Consider the following 24,277-nt stretch of genomic DNA (forward strand, 5'->3'; position numbering starts at 1 on the left):
ATGACGCAAGCAGCAAAGCCCGTAGTGGGCGTGGTGATGGGCAGCAGCTCGGACTGGGACGTGATGCAGCACGCCGTGGCCATGCTCAAGGATTTCAATGTGCCCTTCGAGGCACAGGTGGTGTCGGCCCACCGCATGGCCGACGACATGTTCCGCTACGCCGAGACGGCGCGCGGCCGTGGCCTCCGCGCGATCATCGCCGGGGCCGGCGGCGCGGCGCACCTGCCGGGCATGATCGCCGCCAAGACGATCGTGCCGGTGTTCGGCGTGCCGGTGCCGTCCAAGTACCTGCGCGGCGAGGATTCGCTGCTGTCGATCGTGCAGATGCCCAAAGGCGTGCCGGTGGCGACGTTCGCGATCGGCGAGGCCGGCGCGGCCAACGCGGCGCTGCACGCCATTGCCACGCTAGCCAGCACCGACGACGCACTGGCCGCCGCGCTGGACGCGTTCCGGGCCAAGCAGACCGAGGCCGCGCGCGCGATGCAGTTGCCGGTGTGACGCCACCCTCCGTTCCAGAATCCGTAGTGACCCAAGCCTGAGCCATGCCGACCGATATCCATCCCTACCTGTCCGAAGCCCACACGCCGGAGTCGCGCGCCGAATTCGGCGTGGACGCGCCTGGCGCGCCCATCCTGCCCGGCGCGTGGCTTGGCATGCTCGGCGGCGGCCAGCTTGGCCGCATGTTCACGCACGCGGCGCAGTCGATGGGCTATCGCGTCTGCGTGCTCGACCCCGACCAGGACAGCCCGGCCGGCAACGTGGCCGACCGCCACATCTGCGCCAGCTACACCGACGAGGCCGCGCTGGCTGAGCTGTCGAAGCTGTGCCAGGCCGTGAGCACCGAGTTCGAGAACGTGCCGTCGATCTCGCTGGACCGCCTGGAGCAGGCCGGCGTGTTCGTGGCGCCGCGCGGCTACTGCGTGTCGATTGCCCAGAACCGCATCGGTGAGAAGAAGTTCTTCGCGGCATGCGCCGAGCGCACCGGCGTGCCGCCGGCCCCGCACTGGGTGATCCAGCACGACGCCGACGTGGACAACGTGCCCGACACCGTGCTGCCGGGCATCCTCAAGACCGCGCGCATGGGCTACGACGGCAAGGGCCAGGCGCGCGTGAAGACGCGCGACGACGTGCGCGCCGCCTGGAAGGCGATGCAGCACGTGCCGTGCGTGCTGGAGCAGATGCTGCCGCTGGCCTACGAGGTGTCCGTGCTGGCCGCCCGCGCCGCCGACGGCAGCACCGCCACGTGGCCGCTGGCCGAGAACGTGCACCGCGACGGCATCCTGTTCTCGACGACGATGCCGTCGACGAGCGTGTCCGACGACATCGCCACGCGCGCCCGCGCAGCGGCGGCCGCCATCGCGTCGGAAATGGGCTACGTCGGCGTGCTCTGCATCGAATTCTTCGTGCTGACCGACGGCACGCTGGTGGCCAACGAGATGGCGCCGCGCCCGCACAATTCCGGCCATATCACGATGGATGCCTGCGAGACGAGCCAGTTCGAGCAGCAGGTGAGGGCGATGGCCCGGCTGCCGCTGGGCAGCACGCGACAGCATTCGGCCGGCAAGATGCTGAACCTGCTGGGCGACTGCTGGTTCGAGTTCGGGCTGGAGCGCACGCCGGCCTGGGACGAGGTGCTGGGCCTGCCCGGCGCCAAGCTGCACCTGTACGGCAAGAACGACGCGCGGCCGTCGCGCAAGATGGGCCACGTGAACTGCGTGGGCGAGCATGCCGAGGCGGCGTCCACGTCGTTCGACGCCGCGGCCACGGCGCTGCATATCCCGCTCTGACCGCCGATGTCCGCACGCATGCCCACGGCCGCCGAGCTTGACGAGGCGGTCAGACTCCTGGAAGCGGGCCAGCTCGTGGCCTTTCCGACCGAGACGGTCTACGGCCTGGGCGCCGACGCCGAGAACCCGGCCGCCGTGGCGCGCATCTTCGCCGCCAAGGGCCGGCCGTCGAACCATCCGGTGATCGTGCACGTGGTGGACGGCGGCGACGTCAGCTACTGGACCGACGAGGTGCCCGAGGCGGCCAGCAAGCTGATCGACGCCTTCTGGCCCGGCCCGCTGACGATCATCCTCAAGCGCGCCGCGCATATCCCGGCCGACGTGGCCGGCGGGCAGGACAGCATCGGCCTGCGCTGCCCGTCGCACCCGGTGGCCCAGGCGCTGCTGGCCCGCTTCAAGCGCGGCCGCGGCGGCATCGCGGCGCCATCGGCCAACAAGTTCGGCCAGGTCAGCCCGACCACGGCCGAACACGTGCGCGACGAATTCGGCGGCGATGTCTATGTGCTGGAAGGCGATGGCGTAGACGTCGGCATCGAATCGTCGATCGTCGACCTGTCACGGCTGGACACGGCCGGCCCGGTGCTGCTGCGCCCCGGCGCGATCACGGCCCAGATGATGGCCGACGTGCTCGGCACGGTGCCGCTGCCCCCCGACGCCGCCGCGCCACGCGCCTCGGGCACGCTCAAGGCCCACTACGCGCCACGCACCACCCTGACGCTGGCCACGGCCGACGGGCTGCCAGCCTATCTGGAAGCGTTGCCCGAAGGCGGCCGGCTCGCGTACGTCGGCCAGAAACCGGCCAGCGCGGACCCACGCTGCGTGTACGTCCAGGCCCCGGCCACGCCGGACGCCTACGCCCAGGCGCTCTACGGTCTGCTGCGCCGGCTCGACAAGGAAGGCTACCAGCGGCTGGTTTTCGAACCAGTCCCGGCAACCCACGAATGGGACGGCGTCCGCGACCGCCTGGGCCGCGCAGCCGCGGCATTCGAGGAACAATAGATTCGATTAGCTCTTGGCTTTCTCCCCTCGCCCGCAACGCGGGAGAGGGGCCGGGGGTGAGGGCCAGCGGTCAAAATCCGCGAGGTCGGCGAGCAGACCCTCAACGCCCTCACCCCCAACTCCTCTCCCGCATGCGGGAGAGGAGCAAGAAACCAGTGAAGACCTGGACTTGACCCAGTGTTTTCTCCCTCTCCCGCACGCTGCGGTACGCCAGGCACCGCGGGACATCCATCGCCCAGCCTTACTGCGCCCCCTTGTACACCCACTGCATCAGCGCGTCGTGCGCTTCCTGCGCGGCCGAGGCGTTGGGGTGGTTGATGTAGGCCACCACCACGTAGCGGTCGCCGTTGAGTGCGTCGACGTAGCCGGCCAGCGCGCGGACGTCGGCCAGGGTGCCGGTTTTCAGGTAGGCGTTGCCGGCGGCCGTGGCGCGCGTCAGGCGGTTGCGGAGCGTGCCGTCGACGCCCAGGATCGGCAGCGAGTCGACCAGCGTCGGGCCGACGTTGCTGGCCAGCGCCTGTTGCAGCAGGCGGGCCATGTCGTAGGCGCTGATGCGTTCCTCGCGCGACAGCCCCGAGCCGTTTTCCATCACCAGCCCCGGCATGTCCAGCCCCTGCCTGGCCAGCCACTGGTGGATCACGCGCGACGACTTGTCGGTGCTGGCCGGGCCCTTGCGGTCCATTTCCGCGCCGATCGTCAGGAATAGCTGGCGGGCCATCACGTTGTTCGAATACTTGTTGATGTCGCGCACGATGTCGCCAAGCGGCTGGCCGTAGTGGCGCGCCAGCAGGAAGGCGCCGCGCGGCACGGCGCCGCTGCGCAGCCCCGGCGTGCGTGCAAAGCGGCCGCCGGCGTTCTGCCATTCGGCGACGAATCCGCCCCAGATGAAATCGCTATGGCTCAGCGTGGCCAGGTTGACGATGTGCTCGCCGCAATCGGCCGAATAACTGCCGTCGAACGATGCGACGACCGTGCCGTCCGGCTGCGGCATGATCGCCGGCGTGGCGCGTGACTTCCAGTCGCCGCAGCGGCCGTTGGCCAGCGTCAGCCGGTTGTCCACGCGCAACTGCGCCAGCGCCGGGGTAACTGCAACGCCGACGGTGCGATTGGCCGCGTCGGGCGTGATCGTGAACGAAAGCGTCTTGAAGGCGTAGAGCAGGGCGTCCGGATTCACGTTGTAGGCGCGCTGCGTCTCGCCGTCGATCGTGTAGCCGGCTTCGGCGCCGTCGGCAAAGAAGCTGCGGTCCAGCACCACGTCGCCGTCGATGGTGGCGGCGCCGGTGGACCGGGCCGTGGCCACGAGCTTGGCCATTTCCTCGGGCACCAGCTTGGGATCGCCGCGGCCGCGCAGGTAGACGTTGCCGTGGATCGTGCCGTCGGGGGCGGGCTGGGCGTCGGCGTAGAGCGACGTCAGCCAGCGGAAGTCGGGCCCCAGCAGTTGCAGGCCGGCGAACGTGGTGACCACCTTCATCGTCGACGCCGGATTCATCGGCGTTTCCGCATTCCAGCTCACGCGGGCCTGCGGCGCGCCCACCTTGACGACGTAGAAACTGGCGGCCGACAGCGGCACCTGCGCGCGGCGCAGGGCCGTGGTCACCGTGGCGGGCAGGCCCGACCGCGCGGCGGCGGGATCGGCCGGCTCGGCCCTGGCGCGTGCCACGCCGGCGGTGGCGGCAGCGGTGGCCGCCGCCGTGGCGGCGCGCGCGGCCTTGGTGTTCTTCGAGGGCTTGGCCTGGGCTCCGGACAGGCCGAGGATGAGCAGCGTGGCCGCGACGATGGCGGGCGACAGGCTGCGGCGGAGCAGGGGCGGGCGGTTGGGCATGGCGAGCATGTTAACGCATGGTCCATGCAGCCCGGATGACGTCATGCGACCGTTTCCGGCCGCAATTCCCGCGCGAGGTCGACCCCGCGCCGCGTGGCGGGGCCGCGTCCGCCGGTCAGCCGTTGGCCGACTGGCAGTCGCGCGTGGCGGAGGGCGGGGCGGCGTTGGGCGTGGCGTTCGGGATCGGGAAGACCGCGTCGTACGCCCAGTTGTAGAAGAACGCGTAGACCATGTAGTAGCCGGCCACGGCAATGTCCATGATGAAGGCGTCCACGAGGCCGATGTTCAGGTACCACGCCACCGATGGCAGGAACACGATCAACAGCCCACCTTCGAACATGACCGCATGGAGCACGCGGATCGGCGTGGACTTCTTGAGCTGGCCCGTGAACCGCAGCATGGCCCGGTCGAACAGGATGTTGTAGACGTAGTTCCACGTGGCGGCGATCAGCGCGGCGACCGCGCCGACGATGCCCATCTGGTGCAGGTCGTAGCCAAAGACCAGGCTGGCCAGCGGGGCAAAGACGATCAGACCGATGACCTCAAACCCGACGGTGTGACGGATACGGTCCGCAGTGGTACGCATGTGATTCTCCAGATGCCCGGGTATCGGGCGACGATGGGCGCCATTCTATCGGCCAGACAGCGGGTCGCAAGTTGGATACCATCTGCCAAACCGATAGATCGCGGAGTGACCCGTCCCATGAGCCTGTCCCTGGACCAACTGCAGGCCTTCGCCGCCGCCGCCGAGACCGGCTCTTTCTCCGCCGCCGCCCGGCGCCTGGGCAAGGCCCAGTCGGTCATCAGCGCGGCAGTGGCCAATCTGGAAGTCGACCTGGACACCGCGCTGTTCGACCGCAGCGCGCGCTACCCCGTGCTGACGCCGGCCGGCGAGCGGCTGCTGCTGGAGGCGCGCGTGATCCTGGAGCGCTGCGAGCATTTCCGGGGCGTCGCCAAGAGCCTGGGCGAGGGCGTGGAGTCGCGGCTCACGCTGGCCGTCGACGAGCTGTATCCCGAGGAAACGCTGGGCGAGCTGCTGACCGAGTTTTCCGAGCGCTTTCCGTCCGTCGAGCTGGAAGTCCTGTTCCCGCTGATGGAGGACGTGAGCCGGCTGGTGCTGAGCCAGTGCGCGGACCTGGGCATCATGTGGCGCCAGGAAATCCTGCCGCCGGAACTGGGCTTCCACGCGCTGGGCTGGGTGCCGATGCCGATCATCTGCGCGCCCGACCACCCGCTCGCGGCGCATCCCCGCGTCGACTTCGAGGACCTGAAGCGCTACCGCCAACTGATGGTCGCCACGCGCAGCGACAGCGAGGAAAAGAAACGGCTGCGCGTGGCCGCCGAGGTCTGGTGGGTGGAAAGCCAGTGGGTCATCGTCGAACTGGTCAAGCGCCGCCTGGGCTGGGCCTTCGTCCCCTGGCACGTGGCCGCCAACTCCCCGGCCGCCGCCGGCCTGGTATCGCCGCAGGTGACCTTCCAGGACCAGGACTGGCCCGTGGCGATGGAACTGGTCTGGCACAAGCAGCGCCCGCTGGGCAAGGCCGCCACATGGCTGCGCGAGCGGGTCAGCCAGCAGGCGCTGCCGGTGCCGGCGGGGCGCTAGGGGGGATGCCGTGGGTTACCGGTCGAGAAACCAGCGCACGAAATTGGCGGCACGCCGATCCGCCGAGGTGGGCGGGAACGTCAACGTGTGGAGCTCGAACGTCCCGCCCCGGACAGGCTGCGCGGCGTCGGTATATCGAATCTCGTTGTCGCCAACGTCGAATTTGTTTGCGGGTGACCAGGGCGCGAAGTGATAGCTGCGATGCGCCAACAGTCTCCCCAGCCGGTCGTAGACGCGAAGGCGGGCCTCATGCGGATGGCCGGCCGGGCCGTCAGGAAGGCTGCAAACCTCCAGAACATAACCCGCGCCGGCGAGCGTTCTTTCGGCCGACCCACAATCCCAGGGACGAGGGTCCAGGCGGAGGGCATAGATGGCAACGGTGCCTGCCAGAAGCAGGCACAGCAGGGAGAAGGTCCGTAGCCGGACCCAGGTTTTCTCGGACATGAGTGATGGGGATTACGGGTCGTTCGTCAGCGCTCCTGTCGATGCGTGACGACGATAGATAGCGCGACACGCTAACGCAGCCCCGGTCCGTTGTCTCTCGCACTTCTACGAATTTGCCGTCATGCCGCCGGCCGCCTTTCCCAATGTCACGACGCCCCGCCCGCGGCCCCCTGCTGCGGGGCGGGCTGTGCCGGCTGGGTGGCCTGTGGTGCGCCGTCGGCGGTCGGGCCATGCCACCCACCCCCCAATGCCTTGATCAGCGTCACGGCCGCCGTGTACTGGCGGCCCGTGATCGATAGCGCCGTGCGTTCGGCGGTGTAGGCGGCGGTCTGGGCGGTCAGCACGTCCAGCAGGCCGGCGGTGCCGGCCTTGTAGCGGTTGTTGACCAGCGCCAGCGCCTCGCGGGCCGAGCGCAGGGCGTCGTACTGGACCTGCGCTTCCTCGTCCAGCAGGCGGGCGGCGGCGAGGTTGTCCTCGACTTCCTGGAAGGCTTCCAGCACGGTCTGGCGATAGTTGGCGACGGTCTGGTCGTAGGCGGCCACGGCCTGGGCCTTGGCGGCGCTGCGCAGGCCGCCGTCGAACACGGTGCCGGCCAGGCCGGCGCCGACCGACCATACGCGGTCCGGCAGCGACAGCCAGCGCGCGAGCGTGCTGGCTGTCAGCCCGCCCGATGCGGACAGCGAGAGCGTCGGGTAGTACGCGGCCTGCGCCACGCCGATGTCGGCGTTGGCCGATGCCATGCGGCGTTCGGCGGCGGCGATGTCCGGGCGGCGTTCGAGCAGCGTCGACGGCACCGCCACGGGCACGCGCGGCAGCGTGACGTCGGCATCGGCCACGGCCAGCGCCAGGTCGGCCGGCGGCTTGCCGACGAGCACGGCCAGCGCGTGTTCGTACTGGGCGCGCGTGATCCGGATGTCGATCAACTGGGCCTGGGCGGACTTGAGCTGGGTCTCGGACTGCAGCACGTCGGAGCGCTGCGCCGTGCCGGCCTGGTACTGGTTCTGCACCAGTTGCAGCGAGCGCTGGTAGTCGGCCACGGTGCGTTCCAGCAGCGCGCGCTGGGCATCGGCCACGCGCAGCAGGAAGTAGCTCTGCGCCAGCGTGGCCTGCGTGGACAGCAGCGTCGATGCCAGGTCGGCCTCGCTGGCCTGCGCGCCGGCCTGGGCGCTTTCCACCTGCCGGCGGATGCGGCCCCAGACGTCGATCTCCCATGTGGCGGACAGCGTCGCGTTCTGGCCGTTGGTGATGCGGCCGCCCGAGCTGGACGCGCCGCGCGACACGCCCGCGTTGGCGCCCACCGTCGGGAAATAGCCGGCGCGCGCGGCCGCCAGCGCGGCGGTGGCCTGGCGGTAGACGGCCTCGGCGGCCTTGATGTTCTGGTTCGATACCTGGACCTGCGACATCAGGCCGTCGAGCACCGGATCGTCGAACGCGCGCCACCAGTCGGGGCGGGCCATCGTGTCCTGCGGCTCGGCGGTCTTCCAGTCGCCGGTCCAGGCGGGCATCGCGTCGCCGGCTTCCTTGAACGCCTTGGGCACGGGGGCGTCGGGGCGCTGGTAGTCGGGGCCCACCGCGCAGCCGGCCAGCAGGGCGCAGGCCAGGGCAACGGCGGAGAACGAGGCCGGGATCGGAAAATGGCGGCGGAACATTGCGGGAGCTTTCATCAGTGTTCAAGGTGCGGCGCGGCGCCATCGCCACGGCCGCGCTGGCGGCGGGCGCGCCAGGCGTTGACTTTCAGGCGCCAGCGGTCGAGCGTCAGGTAGACCACTGGCGTCGTGTAGAGCGTGAGCAACTGGCTGACCACCAGGCCGCCGACGATGGAGATGCCCAGCGGGGCGCGCAGCTCGGCGCCGTCGCCGCGGCCGATGGCCAGCGGGATGGCGCCCAGCAGCGCCGCCGCCGTGGTCATCATGATCGGCCGGAAGCGCAGCAGGCAGGCGCGGAAGATGGCGTCGCGCGGGCTCAGGCCGTCGCGGCGTTCGGCGTCGATGGCGAAGTCGATCATCATGATCGCGTTCTTCTTAACGATCCCGATCAGCAGGATCACGCCGATCAGCGCGATGATGCTGAACTCGGTCTTGAACAGCAGCAGCGCCAGCAGCGCGCCCACGCCGGCCGACGGCAGCGTCGACAGGATCGTCAGCGGGTGCACGTAGCTTTCGTACAGAATGCCCAGCACGATGTAGATCGTGATGATGGCCGCCAGGATCAGTAGCGGCTGGCTCTTGAGCGAGTCCTGGAACGCCTTGGCACCGCCGGCGAAGTTGGCCTGCAGCGTCTCGGGCGCGCCGATCTGGGCCATCGCCAGCTTGATGGCGTCGGTGGCCTGCGACAGCGAATAACCTTCGGCCAGGTTGAACGAGATGGTCGACGCCGCGAACTGGCCCTGGTGGTTCACGCCCAGCGGCGTGCTGGTGGGCACCACGCGGGCAAAGGCCGACAGCGGCACGCGGTTGCCGTTGCCGGTGACCACGTAGATGTCCTGCAGCGCGTGCGGCCCCTGCAGGTACTCGGGGCTCAGTTCCATGACCACGCGGTACTGGTTCAGCGGGTGGTAGATCGTCGACACCAGCCGCTGGCCGAAGGCATCGTTCAGGATGGCGTCCACCTGCTGGGCCGTCACGCCGAGCTTGGACGCCGTGTCGCGGTCGATGATGACCGACGTCTGCAGGCCCTTGTCGTTGGTGTCGGTGTCCACGTCCTCCAGCCCCTTGATGTTCGAGATGGCCGCGCGCACCTTGGGTTCCCAGGCGCGCAGCACCTCCAGGTCATCGGACTGCAGCGTGAACTGATAGGCCGAACTGCTCTGCCGGCCGCCCACGCGGATGTCCTGCACCGGCGTCAGGAACAGGCTTGCGCCGGGCTCCCTGGCCAGCTTCACGCGCAGCCGGGCGACGATCTGGTCGGCCGTCTCGGTGCGCTCGGACAGCGGCTTTAGCGTCACGAACATCTGGCCCGTGTTGCGCTGGGAGCCGCCCGTGAAGCCGGTGACGTTGACCACGGCCGGATCGGACTGGACGATCTTGATGAAGCTGTCGAGCTTGGTCCGCATCAGCTGGAACGACGTGGCCTGGTCCGCGCGGATGAAGCCGATCAGCCGGCCCGTGTCCTGCTGCGGAAAGAACCCCTTGGGCACGATCACGTACAGGTACACGTTCAGCGCGATGGTCAGCAGCAGCACGATCCAGACGACCGGGCCGTGCCGCAGCGCCACGCCCAGCGTGCGGCCGTAGGCGTCCTGCATCCAGGTGAAGACGCGCTCGCTGGCGCGGTAGAAGCGGCCCTGCGGCACGTCCGGGCGGGGCGTGCGCAGCAGCCGCGCGCACATCATCGGCGTGGTGGTCAGCGACACCACCAGCGACACCAGGATGGCCACCGACAGCGTGATGGCGAACTCCTGGAACAGCCGGCCGACGATGCCGCCCATCAGCAGCAGCGGGATGAACACGGCGATCAGCGACAGGCTCATCGACAGCACCGTGAAGCCCACCTCGCGCGCGCCGCGCAGCGCGGCGGCCAGCGGCTTCATGCCTTCCTCGATGTGGCGCGAGATGTTCTCCAGCACCACGATGGCGTCGTCGACCACGAACCCCGTGGCAATCGTCAGCGCCATCAGCGAGAGGTTGTTCAGCGAGAAACCGGCCAGGTACATGACCGAGAACGTACCCACCAGCGACACCGGCACGGCCACGCTGGGGATCAGCGTGGCGCGCACGTTGCGCAGGAACACGAACACCACCATGATCACCAGCGCCACCGAGATCATCAGCGTGTGCTCCACCTCGCGCAGCGACGCGCGGATGGTGGGCGTGCGGTCCATCATCACGTCCATCGAGATCGTGGCCGGGATCATCTTGCGCAGCGTCGGCAGCATCGCGTTGACGCGGTCCACCGTCTCGATGATGTTGGCGCCGGGCGACCGGTTCAGCACCAGCAGCACCGACGGCTTGCCGTTGGCCGACCCCGCATTGCGGATGTCCTGCACCGAATCCACCACATTGGCCACGTCCTGCAGCCGCACCGGCACCGCGAACGAGTTGGGGCCCGGGTTGGCCGTGTTGCCGCCCGTGGCGCCGGTGCTGATGGTCTGCGTGCCGCTGCTGGTGGTGATGGTGGTCGTGGTGACGCCGTTGACGGTCTTGGTGCTGACGTTGCCGCCGGCGGCCGCGTTGGCCGTGCTGGCGATCAGCGCGCCGGCCGAGGTCGACGAATACGTGCCCGGCGTGGCGTAGCGGATGATCAGCGGCATGTAGTCCTTGGCCGCCATCGCCTGGTCGTTGGCATACACCTGCCACGCCGTGCTGGCGTTGTCCAGGATGCCCAGCGGCCGGTTGGCGTTGGTGGCGCTGATCGTGTTGCGCACATCCTCCAGCGAGATGCCGTACTGGTTCAGCGCCGTGGGATTCAGCTCCACGCGCACGGCCGGCAGCGACGAGCCGCCAATCGTCACCTGGCCCACGCCCTCCACCTGCGACAGCTTCTGCGAGAGGATGGTGGACGCCGCGTCGTAGAGCTGGCCGCGCGACATGGTGGGCGACGTCAGCGCGATGATCATGATCGGCGCGTCGGCCGGGTTGACCTTGCGGTAGGTGGGATTGTTCGGCAGGCTCGTGGGCAGCGTGGCGCGGGACGCGTTGATGGCGGCCTGCACGTCGCGCGCTGCGCCGTCGATGTCGCGCGACAGGTCGAACTGCAGCGTCACGCGCGTGGAGCCCAGCGAGCTGCTCGACGTGATCTCGGTGACCCCGGCAATCGCGCCAAGCGCGCGCTCCAGCGGCGTGGCCACGGTGGCGGCCATGGTCTCCGGGCTGGCGCCGGGCAGCGACGCCGAGACCGAGATCGTCGGAAAGTCCACCTGCGGCAGCGGCGATACCGGTAGCAGCCGGAACGCGGCCAGCCCCGCCAGCAGGATGCCGATGGTCAGCAGCGCGGTGGCAACCGGGCGATGGATGAAGGCGGCCGACAGGTTCATCGCAGGGTCGGCTCCTGCGGATGGCGCGGCGCCACGCCGCCGTCACCGCTGTCGTCGCCAGCGTTGCCCGTGCCGCCCGTGCCGCCCGTGCCGTCATCGCCACCCTCGTCCGGGTCGCCGAAGCGGCGCTTGCGCCAGCCCTTGAGCCGGTACGCCACCCGGTCAAACGCCAGGTAGATCACCGGCGTGGTGAACAGCGTCAGCACCTGGCTGACCAGCAGGCCGCCCACCATCGTGATGCCCAGCGGCCGGCGCAGCTCGGACCCGATGCCCGAGCCCAGCATCATCGGCAGCGCCGCCAGCAGCGCGGCCATCGTGGTCATCAGGATCGGCCGGAAGCGCAGCAGGCACGCCTGGAAGATCGCGTCGTACGGCTTCATGCCGTGCTCGCGTTCGGCTTCCAGCGCGAAGTCGATCATCATGATCGCGTTCTTCTTGACGATGCCGATCAGCAGGATGATGCCGATGATGGCGATGATGCCCAGGTCCTGCCGGAACAGCAGCAGCGCCAGCAGCGCGCCCACGCCGGCCGACGGCAGCGTCGACAGGATGGTCACCGGGTGGATGGTGCTCTCGTACAGCACGCCCAGCACGATGTACATCGTCACCACGGCGGCCAGGATCAGCCAGAGCGTGTTCGACAGCGACGCCCGGAACGCCAGCGCGGCGCCCTGGAATTCGGTGGCCATCGAGATCGGCAGGCCGATTTCCTGCTCCACCTTCGTGATCTTGTCGACGGCGGCGCCCAGCGACTCGCCCGGCGCCAGGTTGAACGAGATCGTCGCGGCCGGGAACTGGCCCTGGTGGTTGATGACGAGCGGCCCGGTACGCTCGGAAATACGCGCGATCGACCCCAGCGGCACCTGTCCGCCCGACGACGACGGCAGCCGCAGCTCGGCCAGCGACGCCGGGCTGGTGCGGAATTCCGGCATGGTCTCCAGCACCACGCGGTACTGGCTGGCTTGCGTGAAGATCGTGGAGATCAGCCGCTGGCCGAAGGCGCTGTAGAGCGCGCTGTCGATCACGGCCGTAGTGATGCCGAAGCGGGCGGCGGCGTCGCGGTCGATCTCGACGAACGCACGCAGGCCGTTGTTCTGCTGGTCGCTGGCCACGTCGCGCAGCTCGGGCTCGCGCTGCAGGCGTTCCACCAGCTTCGGCACCCATTCGGCCAGCACGTTCGGATCGGGGTCCTCCACCGTGAACTGGTACTGCGTGCGCGCGACGCGGTCCTCGATCGTCAGGTCCTGCACCGGCTGCATGTAGAGCGCCACGCCGCCCAGCTTCTGCACGGCCGCCTGCAGGCGGTCGGTCACCACCGCCATGCTGTCGCGCTCGTCCTTGGGCTTGAGGTTGATCAGCATGCGGCCGGCGTTGATGGTCTGGTTGGTGCCGTCCACGCCGATGAACGACGAGACGCTGGCCACGGCCGGGTCCTCCAGGATCACCTTCTGCACCGCTTCCTGCTTGCGGCCCATCGACTGGAACGAACTGGTCTGCGCGGCCTCGGTGATGGCCTGGATCACGCCGGTGTCCTGCACCGGGAAGAAGCCCTTGGGCACCAGCAGGTAGAGCAGGCCGGTCAGCACCAGCGTGCCGACGGCCACCACCAGCGTGGCGGTCTGCCGCGCCAGCACCCATTCCAGCGCCCGGCCGTACCTGGCGATCACGTTGTCGAAGAAGCGGCCCGTGGCCAGGTGGAAGCGCGATTGTTCGGACTCGGGCACGTGGCGCAGCAGCCGCGCGCACATCATCGGCGTCAGTGTCAGCGACACCACGGCCGAGATCAGGATGGAGACCGCCAGCGTGATGGCGAACTCGCGGAACAGCCGGCCCACCACGTCGCCCATGAACAGCAGCGGGATCAGCACGGCCACCAGCGAGAACGTCAGCGAGATGATCGTGAAGCCGATCTGCTTGGACCCCTTTAGCGCGGCCGCCATCGGGGAATCGCCTTCCTCGATGTAGCGCATGATGTTCTCGATCATCACGATGGCGTCGTCCACCACGAAGCCCGTGGCGATGGTCAGCGCCATCAGCGTGAGGTTGTTGATCGAGAAGCCGGCCAGGTACATCACGCCGAACGTGCCCACCAGCGACAGCGGCACCGCCACGCCCGGGATGATCGTGGCCGACACGTTGCGCAGGAAGATGAAGATCACCATCACCACCAGCGCGATGGCCAGCAGCAGCTCGAACTCCACGTCGCGCACCGAGGCCCGGATGGTGGTGGTGCGGTCGGTCAGCAGCTGCACGTGGACCGACGCCGGCAGCGCCGCCTGCAACTGCGGCAGCAGTGTCTTGATGCGGTCCACCACCTCGATCACGTTGGCGCCGGGCTGGCGCTGGATGTTCACGACGATGGCCGGCCTGGCGTTGGCCCAGGCGGCCAGGCGGCTGTTCTCGGGGCCGTCGACGATCTCGGCCACGTCGGTGATGCGGATCGGCGCGCCGTTCTGGTAGCCGATGATGATCTGCCGGTACTCGTCGGCGGACTTGAGCTGGTCGTTGGCGTCGATGGTGGACGCGCGCGACGGGCCGTCGAAGCTGCCCTTGGCGCCGTTCACGTTGGCGCTGCCGATGGCCGTGCGCAGGTCGTCGATCGACATGCCCAGGTTGGCCAGCGCCGTCGGGTTGGCCTGGATGCGCACGGCCGGGCGCTGGCCGCCGCTGATCGTCACCAGCCCCACGCCCTGGATCTGCGAGATCTTGGCCGCCACGCGGGTGTCCACCATGTCCTGCAGCTTGGGCAGCGGCAGCGTGTCGGACGTCATCGCCAGCGTCATGATCGGCGCGTCGGCCGGGTTGACCTTGCTGTAGACGGGCGGCATCGGCAGGTCGGCCGGCAGCAGGTTGCCGCCGGCGTTGATGGCGGCCTGCACCTCCTGCTCGGCCACGTCGAGCGACAGCGACAGCTCGAACTGCAGCGTGATCACCGACGCGCCGCCCGAGGACGACGACGACATCTGCTTCAGGCCCGGCATCTGGCCGAACTGGCGCTCCAGCGGTGCGGTGACCGACGACGTCATCACGTCGGGGCTGGCGCCGGGGTAGAGCGTGGTCACCTGGATGGTCGGGTAGTCGACCTCAGGCAGCGCGGAAAGCGGCAGCAGCTTGAATGCGACCAGCCCCGACAGCAGGATGGCCAGCATCAGCAGCGCCGTGGCGACTGGCCGCTCGATGAAGATGCGTGAAGGATTCATGCCTTGCCCGTCCTGCGCTTACTGCTGCGGCCGCTGACCGACGCTGGCGCCCGGGTTGGCCGGCGAGTTCGTGGTCGGGTTGGGATTGGTGTCGGCGTCGCGCAGGCGGCGCTCGCCGGGCAGCCCGGCGGCATCGCTGGCCGCGCCATGCGCCGCGCTGGCCCCGTGCGCACCGCTGGCGCCGCCCCAGTTGCCGCGCCGGCCCCGCGCGCGCGGCGCGCTGGACGGCTGCAACTGCGCGGCCCGGGCGGCCGGGTCTACCGCCTCCACGACCATGCCTTCCTTGAGCCGGTCGGCGCCGTCCACGACCACGCGCTGGCCCGGCTCCAGGCCCTTCAGCACGACGGTGCGGGTGCCGTCGGTCGGTCCCAGCGTCACCACCTGGACCTTCACGGCGCTGTCGTCGCCCACCACGTAGACGAAGGTGCCCTGCTGGCCACGCTGGATGGCGGCCACGGGGATCACGGTGGCGTCCTCCATGGTGTCCACGCGCGTGCGCACGTTGACGAACTGGTTCGGGAACAGCATCCCGTCGGTGTTCTGGAAGATCGCCTTGAGCTTGACCGTGCCGGTGGTGGTGTCGATCTGGTTGTCGGTCGTCAGCAGCGTGCCTTCGGCAAGCTGGTTGCGCATCTGGCGGTCCCAGGCCTGGACGGCCAGCTTCTCGCCGGCGTTGAGCTTCCTGAGCACCGACGGCAGGTTGTCCTCGGGGATCGTGTAGAGCACGGTGATCGGCTGGATCTGCGTGATCAGCGCGATGCCGTTGGTGTCGCCGGTGTTGACGATGTTGCCCGGATCCACCTGGCGCAGGCCGATGCGGCCCGACGTGGGCGCCACGATCCGCGTGTAGCCCAGGTTCAGCCGCGCGTTGTCGACGTTGCCCTGGTCGGTCTTGACCGCGCCCTCGTACTGGCGCACCAGCGCGTCCTGGGTGTCCACCTGCTGCTTCGAGATCGAATCCTGCGCCAGCAGCGTCTTGTAGCGCTGCTGGTCCAGCCGGGCGTTCTGCAGCAGCGCCTGGTCGCGCGCAAGCTGGCCCACGGCCTGGTCCAGCGCGGCCTGGAACGGGCGCGGATCGATCTCGGCCAGCACGTCGCCGGCCTTGACCATCTGGCCTTCCTTGAACAGCACCTTGAGCAGCGGTCCCGACACCTGAGCCCGCACCGTGACGTTGGCCACCGGCGTGACGTTGCCCAGCCCGTTCAGCACCACGTCCATGTTGCGCCGGGTGACCGTGCTGACCACCACCGGCGAGCGCGGCATCGCGTTCGCCCCGCCCGGCCCCCGCCGGCTCGCGCCCATGCCCGGCGCGCCACTGGCGCCCCCGGCGGCGGCCCCGGCTGCCGGGGTGTCCGCGCGGTGGCCGTACCAGTACCAGGCGGCACCCGCCAGCACGACGATCACGGCGGCGGCAATCCAGGTGCGGCGGCGCGGGCGCGACGGACCGCGCGGCGGGGTGGGGGGGGAGAGGCTGACCTTGTTGTGGGTTGGACATGAACGGAATCCTGGGAACCGGCACGACGAAAAAAGGGGGCGCGTGCCAAACGTATCGCACAGCGGTTGTGACGGCGAAGTGGCAGAAGTATGCCGCATCGCGGGGGCAGGGCGACCCGCCGTCGGATGGGATGGCGCCCGGCATGGGCGCGACACGGGTTGAAGGATAATGTGCAGCCGTCAGCCCCCGTATTTCGCGCCTTCCCGCTTTTATTACACCGGGTTACGGGCGGCGCGGGTGTAACCTCCAGAAACAAAACGCCCGGCGCGGTTTGCAAAGTTGCATGCCGGTCCTGACTATCATGTGCCTATGCGTACAAACCAGCCCACCCAGATCCTTGTCGTCGACGACGACCCCGAACTGCGCGACCTGCTGCGCGAGTACCTGACATCGCAAGGCTTTGCCGTGTCGGTGCTGCACGACGGCGACGGCCTGCAGGCCCGGCTGGAGCGCGAGCGCCCCGCCCTGATCGTGCTGGACCTGATGATGCCCAAGGTCGACGGCCTCACGGCCCTTCGCAACCTGCGTGCCAAGAACGACGACATCCCCGTGATCCTGCTGACCGCCCGGAGCGACGAGATCGACCGGATCGTCGGGCTGGAGATTGGCGCCGACGACTACCTGGGCAAGCCGTTCTCGCCGCGCGAGCTGCTGGCGCGGATCAACGCGGTGCTGCGCCGCAAGCTGGCCCGGCCCGCCGCCGCGCCCGAGGACCGCGAATCGGTGGCCTTCGGCCCGTTCCGCGTGAACTTCCGCCAGCGCTCGCTGGAACGCAGCGGGCAGGCCGTCAACATCAGCGACACCGAGTTCGCGCTGCTGAAGCTGCTGCTGATGCATCCGCTGGAGGTGCTGTCGCGCGAGCGGATCGTGGAGCTGATGTACGGCACCGCCAACGGCATCAGCGACCGTGGCATCGACGTGCAGATCTGGCGCCTGCGCCGCCTGCTGGACGAGGACGCGCAGCGCCCGCGCTATATCCAGACCGTCCGTGGCCGCGGCTACACCTTCGTGCCGGACGAGGCCGAAGACAGCGTCCCGCAATAACTTCCTGGCATGAAGCTGAGAATCGATACCCTGTTCGGGCGGATGGCGCTGCTGATTGCCGCCGTGCTGGTGATCAGCCATTTCTCGTGGCTGGCCATCCTGCGCATGGACCGGCGCCAGCAGCAGATCGACTATTCGGTGGAACAGATGCTGTTCCAGCTCGACAGCATCCAGCGCGCGCTGGACGCCAGGCCGCCGGTGCCGCTGCCCAGCCTGGTGGAGGTGGCGGACACGGCCGCCGCCGACGAGCACGCCGGTCCGGCCAAGGCCGGCCGCCCGCGCCGGCTGGTGGAGCAGTTCACGGGCCGCCTGCCGCCGGGGTCCGAGGTGCGGCTGGAGGACGAGCTGTCCACGCCCCGGCTCTGGATCAAGCTGCCGAACCGCAGCCGCTGGATCGCCATGCCGATCCTGTTCGTGCACAACCCGCCGCCCGACAACCGGCTGATGCCGGGCGTGGTGCTGGTGGTGGGCGTGGCCATCGTGTTCGCGCTGTTCGTGGCGTGGCAGATCCAGCGCCCGGTGCGCGACATGGCCGAGGCGGCCGAGAAGGTGTCGCGCCAGCAGGTGGTGCCGCCGCTGCGCGAGCGCGGGCCGCACGAGCTGCGCCAGTTGATCGAGCGTTTCAATCGCATGGTGGCCGACCTGTTCCGCATCGACCAGGAACGCAACACGATGCTGGCGGGCATCGCCCACGACCTGAAGACCCCGCTGGCCCGGCTGCGGCTGCGCGCCGAGATGCTGTCCGATCCCAAGGCGGCGGCCGGGGTGACGCGCGACGTCGACTCGATGTCGGCCATCGTCGAGCAGTTCCTGAGCTTCGCCCAGAGCAGCGAGCCCACCGCCCGGCCGGTGCCGGTGGACAAGCGCATCGGTGAGTTGGCCGCGTCGCTGCAGGAGCAGGACCGTCAGGTGGTGCTGGAACTGGCCGCCGGCGACGGTTTCCGGATGATCGCCACGCAACTGGACCGCATCATCGGCAACCTCGTGGACAACGCCTACGCGTACGGCGCGCCGCCCGTGTGCGTGGCGACGGCCCGTACCCAGGAGGGCTGGCGGCTGACCGTGGAAGACCAGGGGCCGGGCATCCCGGCGGAAGCCATCGAGCGCGTGACCATGCCGTTCGTCCGGCTGGACCCGGCCCGTGGCGGCAACGCCCACTCGGGGCTGGGCCTGGCGATTGTCGACCGGCTGGTCCGCCAGGGCGGCGGCCGCCTGACCATCAGCAACCGCGAGGAAGGCGGCCTGCGCGTGGAAATGGTGTTCCCGTTCACGGCACTGGCCCAGGCCGCCTAGGCCGCGTAGATGTTGCGCTGGTTTGCGCCCCTCTCCCGCACGCGGGAGAGGGGTCGGAGGAGAGGGCCGGCCGTCCAGTCAGCGACTGGCCGTCCCCTCAAGCCTTCTTCTTCTCCCCGATCCGGCTTTCCTTGCCGGCCAGCAGCTTGGCGATGTTGGCGCGGTGGCGGGCGATCAGCAAGATGCTGATGACCAGCACGGCGCCGGCGATGACGTCCACGCCGGACGTCAGCACGTAGAAGAACGGCGCGAAGATCGCGGCCACCAGCGCGGCCAGCGACGAATAGCGGAAGAAGAACGCGATGATCAGCCACGTGGCCAGCGTGCCCGCGCCCAGGATCGGGTCGATGGCGAACAGGATGCCGGCCGCCGTGGCCACGCCCTTGCCGCCCGCGAAGCGGTGGAAGACCGGGAACAGGTGGCCCAGGAACACGGCCAGTGCCGCCAGCGCGATGCCGGTGTCGTCGATGCCGTAGCGCGCGCCGACGTACCGGGCCAGCATGACCGCCACGTAGCCCTTCAGGCCGTCGCCCAGCAGCGTCAGGATGGCGGCCTTCTTGTTGCCGGTGCGCAGGACATTGGTGGCGCCGGGGTTGCCCGAGCCGTAGCTGTGCGGGTCGGGCAGGCCCATGACCTTGCTGACCACGACGGCGAACGACACCGATCCGATCAGGTAGGCGATGACGGCAGAAATCAGGTTGACCATTGTTGGGTGATGAAGACAAGGAATTTCAGGCTGGCGCGATTGTAGCGCGGCAGCGTGGCCGTGGACTCCGGGGTTACCCCACGGGCCACGGGCCGGCCATCGGGCTCAGTCCGGCAGCGCGCAGGCCACCGGGCTGGCTTCCAGCACGTCGGTCAGCACGGCCGGCGCGATGCTGACCAGATAGCCGCGCCGCCCGCCATTGATATAGATCGTCTCCAGCGCCAGCACGCTGCCTTCCACGTACACCGGCATCCGCTTCTTCGTGCCGAACGGCGACGTGCCGCCCACCAGGTAGCCGCTGTGCCGCTGCGCCACCTCGGGCTTGCACGGCTGAACGCTCTTGGCGCCGATCTGGCGCGCCAGGTTCTTGGTCGACACCGAGCAGTCGCCGTGCATCAGCACGATCAGCGGCCGGGCGGCCTCGTCCTCCATGACCAGCGTCTTGACCACGTTGTGCTCGGGCACGCCAAGCTGGCGCGCCGATTCGCCGGTGCCGCCGTGGTCGACATAGTCGTAGGGATGCTCGCCGAAGGCCACGCCGCGCTTGCGCAGCAACTGCGTGGCCGGGGTCTCGGAGACGTGTTTCTGTTTGCTCATGGGATGCAAGCCCGCGCTGGCGTCAGCCGCGCGGATGGTGGTGCAGGTGCAGCTCTCGCAGGCGCTCGCGCGCCACGTGCGTGTAGATCTGCGTCGTGGAGATGTCGGCGTGGCCCAGCAGCAGCTGCACCACGCGCAGGTCGGCGCCGTGGTTGAGCAGGTGCGTGGCAAACGCGTGCCGCAGCGTGTGCGGCGACAGCGGCGCATGGATGCCGGCGTCGCGCGCGTGCTTCTTGATGAGGTGCCAGAACGCCTGGCGCGTCATGCCCTCGCCGCGCTGGGTCACGAACAGCGCGTCGCTGGCGCGGCCGGCCAGCAGCGCCGGACGGCCCTCGGCCAGGTACTGGCGCAGCCAGTCGCCAGCCTGGGCGCCGAACGGCACCAGCCGCTCCTTGTTGCCCTTGCCGCCCACCACGCGCGCCACGCCCTCGTTCAGGCCGATCTCGATCGTCTTCATGCCGGTGAGTTCGGAGACTCGCAGGCCGCTCGCGTACATCAGCTCCAGCATCGTGCGGTCGCGCAGGCCCAGCGGCGTGCCGGTGTCGGGCGCTTCGAGCAGGGCTTCCACCTGCGCCTCGGACAGCGTCTTCGGAAAGCGCGGCGGCTGCTTGGCCGGCCGCAGCAGCAGGCAGGGGTCGGCCTCGATCATGTGCTCGCGCAGCGCCCACTGGTAGAAGCGGCGGAATACGGTGAGCCGCCGGTTGGCCGACGACGCGCGCGTTTCCGTATGGCGCGCCGAGAAGTAGCCCGACAGCGCCGTATCGTCCACGGCCAGCAGCGCGCAGGTGCCGGTCTCGTGCAGCCAGCGCGCCAGCAGCGCCAGGTCGCGGCGGTAGGCGTCGATGGTGTTGCGCGACAGGCCGTCTTCCAGCCACAGGGCGTCGCAGAACCGGTCGATCAGCGCCAGGTCCTCGTCCAGCGTGGCGCTCATAGCAGCATCGCCCCTTCGTGCCGCAGCAGCCAGCGCTTGACGCCCAGGTGGAAGCCTTCCTCGCCATGGTGGGCAAAGCCGCCCAGCCCGTTGGCGGCCACCACGCGGTGGCACGGGATCACGATCGGAAACCAGTTCTGGCCGCACGCCTGGCCCACGGCGCGCGGCATGCTCTGCAGCCCGCGCGCGATGGTGCCGTAGGTGGTCAGCCCGCCGCGCGGGATGGCGCTGATCGCCTGCCAGACCTTGCGCTGGAAGTCGGTGCCGCGCGTGGCCAGCGGCAGGTCAAACACGACGTCAGGGTTGGCGTAGTAGGCGTTTAGCTGGGCGGCAACCTGGCGGGTCAGCGCGTCGGCCGGGGCGATGTCGGCGAACGATTCGGGCAGGTAGACGATTTCCTGCACCTGCCCGCCCTCGACGCGCACGCCGACCTTGCCGAAGGGCGCGGGCAGGACGGCATCGAAGGGACGTGGCATGGCGGCGGGGCAGGAACGAAGGCGAGGCCCCGATTTTATGCCGATTCTGGCGGGCCGGCGCCAGGACCCTCGCCGCCAGCCCGCCGCCCGGAAAAGAAAAACCACCGGCACGCGGTGGTTTTTGTCGTCGGCGGGCGGGTGCATCCGCCGCTGGCTTACTGCTCCAGCTTGATGTTCTGCACCTTGACCAGGTTCTTCATCTTGTCGAATTCCTTCTTGATCTCGGCGGCGTGCTGGGCCGGGGTGTTGCCCGACGGCTCGGCGCCGGCAGCCTGCAGGCGGTCGACAAAGCCCTTGTCCTGCAGCGCCTTGACCACGGCGCCGTTCAGCTTGGCGATCACGTCGTCAGGCGTGCCGGCCGGGGCCACCAGGCCGTACCAGGCCGGGTCGTTCGGCTCCTTCAGGCCCATTTCGCCAAAGGTCGGCACGTTGGGCAGGCCCTCCACGCGCTTGTTCCAGGCCACCACGATCGGGCGCAGCTTGCCGGCCTTGATGTACGGCATCGACGACGGCAGGTTGTCGACCATGATCGGCACCTGGCCGGCCAGCACGTCGTTCAGCGCCGGGCCCGCGCCACGGTACGGAATGTGGACCATGAAGGTCTTGGTCGACACCTTGAACTGCTCGCCCAGCATGTGGCCGAAGCCGCAGGTGCCCGACGACGCGTACGAGTACTTGCCCGGATTGGCCTTCAGCACGGCCAGGAATTCCTTGTAGTCCTTGGCCGGGAAGCTCGGGTTCACCGCGATCACGTTGGCCACGTTCGCCACGTTGGCGATGGGCTTGAAGTCCTTGATCGGGTCGTACGACAGCTTGGGGTTGCAGGCCGGGTTGACGGCCATGGTCGACACCGTGGAGATGCCGATCGTGTAGCCGTCCGGGGCCGACTTGGCGATGGCGTCGGCGCCAATCGAGCCGCCCCCGCCGGCGCGGTTTTCCACCACCACCGGCTGGCCCAGGATGCGGCTCATCTGGTCGGCCACGCCGCGGCCGACGATGTCGGTCGTGCCGCCCGGCGCGAACGGGATGATCAGGCGGATGGGCTTGCTAGGGTAGTTGCTCTGCGCGTGCGCAATCGATGCCACGGACGCGGTGGCCGCGATGGCCAGGGTCAGTGCGGTCTTTACAGCTTGCATGGATGAGGGTCTCCCGTCGTAAAAGCCGGGCAGGTCGCCCGGGGAGGTCATGAATCACCGGCGCCACGGATGGCGTGAGGCGCCGGCGTGCTTGGATCAGCCGCCCAGCAGGCCGCGCTTCAGGTTGCGGTCCACCGGGTGTTCGCCCAGGAAGATCCGCAGCACGGCCTGATAGAAATCATCGCCCGGGATGGCCTGGCCGCGCGGAATGCCGTTCAGCGTGACCGCGGTGCCGCCATCGGGGGTGAAGTCGAAATTGATGATGTCGCCGCGCTGCGCCGTGCCCAACTGGGTCATCGTGCGTTCCAGCAGCAGCACCCGGTCTGACAGAAGCTGCAACTGCAGCTCGGAATGGTTCTCGCGCAGCCCTTCGTTGAGGGCCTTCACGAACTGGGCCGATTCCACCTCGCGCAGCGGCCGGATCTGTAGCCGCTTCGGCCCGGGGGACCCCAGCGCCACCGTGGCGTTGCGCGCCCGCTCGGGCAGGTACAGCGCCGCCGCGTAGCCCTTGATCACGAACACCTGCCGCAGCCCGGTGCCGTTCAGCGGCAACTGCTTGCCGCCCAGGCGCGCCATGTCGTCGAACCGCACGCCCTCGATCTCCATGGCCGATGCCGCCGGCAGCAGCAGGCCGAACGCCAGCGACGCGCACAGCGAGACGGCAAGGCGGCGGGAAAGCAGGGCGCGGCGGGACGAAGACGGCTCGGACTTCATGGTGCGACAGGCGGTTGCGGCGGGCGGTGCAAAACCGAGGGCAAGGCAAATTCAGCGTGCCATCGTGCATGAAATCTGAAAAAATACCCATCCGTATCTGCCCTAGGCTTCACTTTTGACGAAGCCTGCCGTCGGGCCGGACGATAACGACAACATTCGAGACATGTCTGCCGCCCTGCTGCTCGTGCCGGACTTCAGCCTGATCCTGATCGGCTGGCTGCTGGTCCGATATACCCCGTTTGACCGCACGTTCTGGGCTGGCGTCGAGCGCCTGGTCTATTTCGTCCTGTTTCCCGCGCTGCTGTTGCAGTCGACCAACAGTGCGCGGTTCGATTTCTCCTCCACCTCGGCCATGCTGGGCCTGGCGCTGGCCACGATGGCCTTCGGTATGGTCACCGGCTTCCTGGTCCGGTTTGTCCTGCGGCCTGACCCCGTGGACTTCGCCTCGGGCTTCCAGACCGCCTTCCGTTTCAATTCCTATATCGGCCTGGCGCTGGCGTCCCGCATCGGCGGTGGCGAGGGGCTGGCGCTAATGGCGCTGGTGGTCGGCATCACCGTGCCCATCTGCAACGTGGCGGCGGTCTGGGCGCTGGCCCGGCAGGGCGAGGCCCGGCTGCTGCGCGAACTGGCGCGCAACCCGCTGATCCTTGCCACGGCCATCGGGCTGGCGACCAACCTGCTGGGCCTGCATCCGCCCGAGGTGGTCGGCATGACGCTGGGCCGGCTGGGCTCGGCGTCCACGGCGCTGGGCCTGATGACGGTGGGCGCCGGGCTGCAACTGAGCGGCGCCACGGGGGCAGTGGGGCCGATGGCGTGGTGGACGGCCGTCAAGCTGCTGGCCATGCCGTGCTTCGCCTGGCTGGCCGGGCGCCACCTGCCGCTGACCACGCTGCAGTACGAGATCGTGGTGGTCTACGCCGCGCTGCCGACCGCGTCCAGCGCCTACATCCTGGCCGTGCGCATGGGCGGCAACGGGCCGATGGTGGCGGCCACCATCTCGGCGATGACCGTCGCGGCCGTGGTTACCACGCCGGTCTGGCTCTCGCTGGTCAGCTAGT

20 protein-coding genes are annotated in these 24,277 nt (G+C 69.2%); 7 read left to right on the forward strand and 13 right to left on the reverse strand.

The genetic code is table 11. The annotated features are described in order from the left end of the window. Genes purE through EPAKOI_RS02445 form a run of 3 tightly spaced genes read left to right on the forward strand, consistent with a single transcriptional unit; the run spans window position 1 to window position 2,786 of the window. Complete coding sequence (purE, locus tag EPAKOI_RS02435; protein ID WP_423192869.1) at window positions 1-498, forward strand: 5-(carboxyamino)imidazole ribonucleotide mutase; 498 nt, start codon at window positions 1-3, stop codon at window positions 496-498. 44 nt (window positions 499-542) lie between these two features. Beyond that, window positions 543-1,787 carry a 5-(carboxyamino)imidazole ribonucleotide synthase gene (locus EPAKOI_RS02440; RefSeq protein ID WP_423192870.1) on the forward strand — a complete coding sequence of 415 codons (1,245 nt, stop codon included), beginning with the start codon at window positions 543-545 and terminating at the stop codon, window positions 1,785-1,787. Window positions 1,788-1,793: 6 nt separating this feature from the next. Next, window positions 1,794-2,786, forward strand: coding sequence for an L-threonylcarbamoyladenylate synthase (locus EPAKOI_RS02445; protein WP_423192871.1), 993 nt, complete (start codon window positions 1,794-1,796; stop codon window positions 2,784-2,786). Between the two features lie 241 nt (window positions 2,787-3,027). Here EPAKOI_RS02445 and dacB read toward each other — a convergent pair whose 3' ends face one another. Together dacB and EPAKOI_RS02455 are read right to left on the reverse strand one after the other, a co-directional pair. Next, on the reverse strand, window positions 3,028-4,617 hold the full coding sequence (dacB, locus tag EPAKOI_RS02450) for a D-alanyl-D-alanine carboxypeptidase/D-alanyl-D-alanine endopeptidase (protein ID WP_423192872.1): 1,590 nt from the start codon (window positions 4,615-4,617) through the stop codon (window positions 3,028-3,030). A gap of 106 nt (window positions 4,618-4,723) precedes the next feature. After that, entirely contained in the window at window positions 4,724-5,194 is a 471-nt protein-coding gene (locus EPAKOI_RS02455) for a PACE efflux transporter (protein WP_124682350.1), read from the reverse strand. A 117-nt stretch (window positions 5,195-5,311) separates the two neighbouring features. On the opposite strand from EPAKOI_RS02455, the gene EPAKOI_RS02460 reads away from it, so the two are divergent. Next, entirely contained in the window at window positions 5,312-6,211 is a 900-nt protein-coding gene (locus EPAKOI_RS02460) for a LysR family transcriptional regulator (RefSeq protein ID WP_313835401.1), read from the forward strand. Between the two features lie 15 nt (window positions 6,212-6,226). Here the strand turns inward: EPAKOI_RS02460 and EPAKOI_RS02465 are convergent, their stop codons facing one another. The 5 genes from EPAKOI_RS02465 to EPAKOI_RS02485 form a co-directional block, all read right to left on the reverse strand. Next, complete coding sequence (locus EPAKOI_RS02465; RefSeq protein WP_124682348.1) at window positions 6,227-6,655, reverse strand: hypothetical protein; 429 nt, start codon at window positions 6,653-6,655, stop codon at window positions 6,227-6,229. Between the two features lie 146 nt (window positions 6,656-6,801). Further along, a complete protein-coding gene (locus tag EPAKOI_RS02470; protein WP_423192873.1) occupies window positions 6,802-8,319 on the reverse strand; it encodes an efflux transporter outer membrane subunit in 1,518 nt (505 codons plus the stop codon). Further along, on the reverse strand, window positions 8,319-11,627 hold the full coding sequence (locus EPAKOI_RS02475) for an efflux RND transporter permease subunit (RefSeq protein ID WP_124682346.1): 3,309 nt from the start codon (window positions 11,625-11,627) through the stop codon (window positions 8,319-8,321). Before EPAKOI_RS02475 ends, EPAKOI_RS02470 begins: the two co-directional genes overlap by 1 nt. Then, window positions 11,624-14,827 (reverse strand): MdtB/MuxB family multidrug efflux RND transporter permease subunit, encoded by a 3,204-nt coding sequence (locus EPAKOI_RS02480; RefSeq protein ID WP_423192874.1) that lies wholly within the window; start codon window positions 14,825-14,827, stop codon window positions 11,624-11,626. Before EPAKOI_RS02480 ends, EPAKOI_RS02475 begins: the two co-directional genes overlap by 4 nt. Window positions 14,828-14,845: 18 nt before the next feature. After that, window positions 14,846-16,231, reverse strand: coding sequence for an MdtA/MuxA family multidrug efflux RND transporter periplasmic adaptor subunit (locus tag EPAKOI_RS02485; protein WP_423192875.1), 1,386 nt, complete (start codon window positions 16,229-16,231; stop codon window positions 14,846-14,848). 400 nt (window positions 16,232-16,631) lie between these two features. Between EPAKOI_RS02485 and EPAKOI_RS02490 the strand changes: the two genes are divergently transcribed. Together EPAKOI_RS02490 and EPAKOI_RS02495 are read left to right on the forward strand one after the other, a co-directional pair. Continuing rightward, on the forward strand, window positions 16,632-17,366 hold the full coding sequence (locus EPAKOI_RS02490; RefSeq protein WP_124682343.1) for a response regulator: 735 nt from the start codon (window positions 16,632-16,634) through the stop codon (window positions 17,364-17,366). Between the two features lie 9 nt (window positions 17,367-17,375). After that, a complete protein-coding gene (locus EPAKOI_RS02495; protein WP_124682342.1) occupies window positions 17,376-18,659 on the forward strand; it encodes an ATP-binding protein in 1,284 nt (427 codons plus the stop codon). Window positions 18,660-18,756: 97 nt separating this feature from the next. Here EPAKOI_RS02495 and plsY read toward each other — a convergent pair whose 3' ends face one another. The 6 genes from plsY to EPAKOI_RS02525 form a co-directional block, all read right to left on the reverse strand. Beyond that, entirely contained in the window at window positions 18,757-19,365 is a 609-nt protein-coding gene (gene plsY, locus EPAKOI_RS02500) for a glycerol-3-phosphate 1-O-acyltransferase PlsY (RefSeq protein WP_423192876.1), read from the reverse strand. Window positions 19,366-19,470: 105 nt separating this feature from the next. Further along, window positions 19,471-19,962, reverse strand: coding sequence for a Cys-tRNA(Pro) deacylase (gene ybaK / locus EPAKOI_RS02505; protein ID WP_313835406.1), 492 nt, complete (start codon window positions 19,960-19,962; stop codon window positions 19,471-19,473). Between the two features lie 22 nt (window positions 19,963-19,984). Next, window positions 19,985-20,893: a site-specific tyrosine recombinase XerD gene (xerD, locus tag EPAKOI_RS02510; RefSeq protein WP_423192877.1), complete on the reverse strand. Its 909-nt coding sequence runs from the start codon at window positions 20,891-20,893 to the stop codon at window positions 19,985-19,987. Continuing rightward, window positions 20,890-21,369, reverse strand: coding sequence for a methylated-DNA--[protein]-cysteine S-methyltransferase (locus tag EPAKOI_RS02515; protein ID WP_423192878.1), 480 nt, complete (start codon window positions 21,367-21,369; stop codon window positions 20,890-20,892). The genes xerD and EPAKOI_RS02515 overlap by 4 nt, the downstream gene beginning before the upstream one ends. Window positions 21,370-21,524: 155 nt before the next feature. Beyond that, window positions 21,525-22,505, reverse strand: coding sequence for a tripartite tricarboxylate transporter substrate binding protein BugE (locus tag EPAKOI_RS02520; RefSeq protein WP_124682337.1), 981 nt, complete (start codon window positions 22,503-22,505; stop codon window positions 21,525-21,527). Between the two features lie 96 nt (window positions 22,506-22,601). Continuing rightward, window positions 22,602-23,219, reverse strand: a complete 618-nt coding sequence (locus EPAKOI_RS02525; RefSeq protein WP_423192879.1) for a chalcone isomerase family protein — start codon at window positions 23,217-23,219, stop codon at window positions 22,602-22,604. Between the two features lie 163 nt (window positions 23,220-23,382). Here EPAKOI_RS02525 and EPAKOI_RS02530 point away from each other — a divergent pair, with 163 nt between their 5' ends. Next, the gene (locus EPAKOI_RS02530; RefSeq protein WP_423192880.1) at window positions 23,383-24,276 is read left to right on the forward strand and encodes an AEC family transporter; all 894 of its coding nucleotides are present in this window, start codon (window positions 23,383-23,385) and stop codon (window positions 24,274-24,276) included. Window position 24,277 lies beyond the last annotated feature (1 nt).

The organism is Cupriavidus sp. H18C2, assembly GCF_049393795.1.
GTDB classification, from domain to species: domain Bacteria; phylum Pseudomonadota; class Gammaproteobacteria; order Burkholderiales; family Burkholderiaceae; genus Cupriavidus; species Cupriavidus pauculus_C.

Excerpts from the sequence above, each read along its gene's own strand:
- xerD (WP_423192877.1), bottom strand. The coding sequence starts at position 20,893 with ATGAGCGCCACGCTGGACGAGGACCTGGCGCTGATCGACCGGTTCTGC.
- EPAKOI_RS02525 (WP_423192879.1), bottom strand. The coding sequence starts at position 23,219 with ATGAAGTCCGAGCCGTCTTCGTCCCGCCGCGCCCTGCTTTCCCGCCGC.
- EPAKOI_RS02495 (WP_124682342.1), top strand. The coding sequence starts at position 17,376 with ATGAAGCTGAGAATCGATACCCTGTTCGGGCGGATGGCGCTGCTGATT.
- EPAKOI_RS02460 (WP_313835401.1), top strand. The coding sequence starts at position 5,312 with ATGAGCCTGTCCCTGGACCAACTGCAGGCCTTCGCCGCCGCCGCCGAG.
- EPAKOI_RS02480 (WP_423192874.1), bottom strand. The coding sequence starts at position 14,827 with ATGAATCCTTCACGCATCTTCATCGAGCGGCCAGTCGCCACGGCGCTG.
- ybaK (WP_313835406.1), bottom strand. The coding sequence starts at position 19,962 with ATGAGCAAACAGAAACACGTCTCCGAGACCCCGGCCACGCAGTTGCTG.
- plsY (WP_423192876.1), bottom strand. The coding sequence starts at position 19,365 with ATGGTCAACCTGATTTCTGCCGTCATCGCCTACCTGATCGGATCGGTG.
- purE (WP_423192869.1), top strand. The coding sequence starts at position 1 with ATGACGCAAGCAGCAAAGCCCGTAGTGGGCGTGGTGATGGGCAGCAGC.
- EPAKOI_RS02465 (WP_124682348.1), bottom strand. The coding sequence starts at position 6,655 with ATGTCCGAGAAAACCTGGGTCCGGCTACGGACCTTCTCCCTGCTGTGC.
- EPAKOI_RS02440 (WP_423192870.1), top strand. The coding sequence starts at position 543 with ATGCCGACCGATATCCATCCCTACCTGTCCGAAGCCCACACGCCGGAG.
- dacB (WP_423192872.1), bottom strand. The coding sequence starts at position 4,617 with ATGCTCGCCATGCCCAACCGCCCGCCCCTGCTCCGCCGCAGCCTGTCG.
- EPAKOI_RS02455 (WP_124682350.1), bottom strand. The coding sequence starts at position 5,194 with ATGCGTACCACTGCGGACCGTATCCGTCACACCGTCGGGTTTGAGGTC.
- EPAKOI_RS02515 (WP_423192878.1), bottom strand. The coding sequence starts at position 21,369 with ATGCCACGTCCCTTCGATGCCGTCCTGCCCGCGCCCTTCGGCAAGGTC.
- EPAKOI_RS02490 (WP_124682343.1), top strand. The coding sequence starts at position 16,632 with ATGCGTACAAACCAGCCCACCCAGATCCTTGTCGTCGACGACGACCCC.
- EPAKOI_RS02520 (WP_124682337.1), bottom strand. The coding sequence starts at position 22,505 with ATGCAAGCTGTAAAGACCGCACTGACCCTGGCCATCGCGGCCACCGCG.
- EPAKOI_RS02470 (WP_423192873.1), bottom strand. The coding sequence starts at position 8,319 with ATGAAAGCTCCCGCAATGTTCCGCCGCCATTTTCCGATCCCGGCCTCG.
- EPAKOI_RS02445 (WP_423192871.1), top strand. The coding sequence starts at position 1,794 with ATGTCCGCACGCATGCCCACGGCCGCCGAGCTTGACGAGGCGGTCAGA.
- EPAKOI_RS02475 (WP_124682346.1), bottom strand. The coding sequence starts at position 11,627 with ATGAACCTGTCGGCCGCCTTCATCCATCGCCCGGTTGCCACCGCGCTG.
- EPAKOI_RS02530 (WP_423192880.1), top strand. The coding sequence starts at position 23,383 with ATGTCTGCCGCCCTGCTGCTCGTGCCGGACTTCAGCCTGATCCTGATC.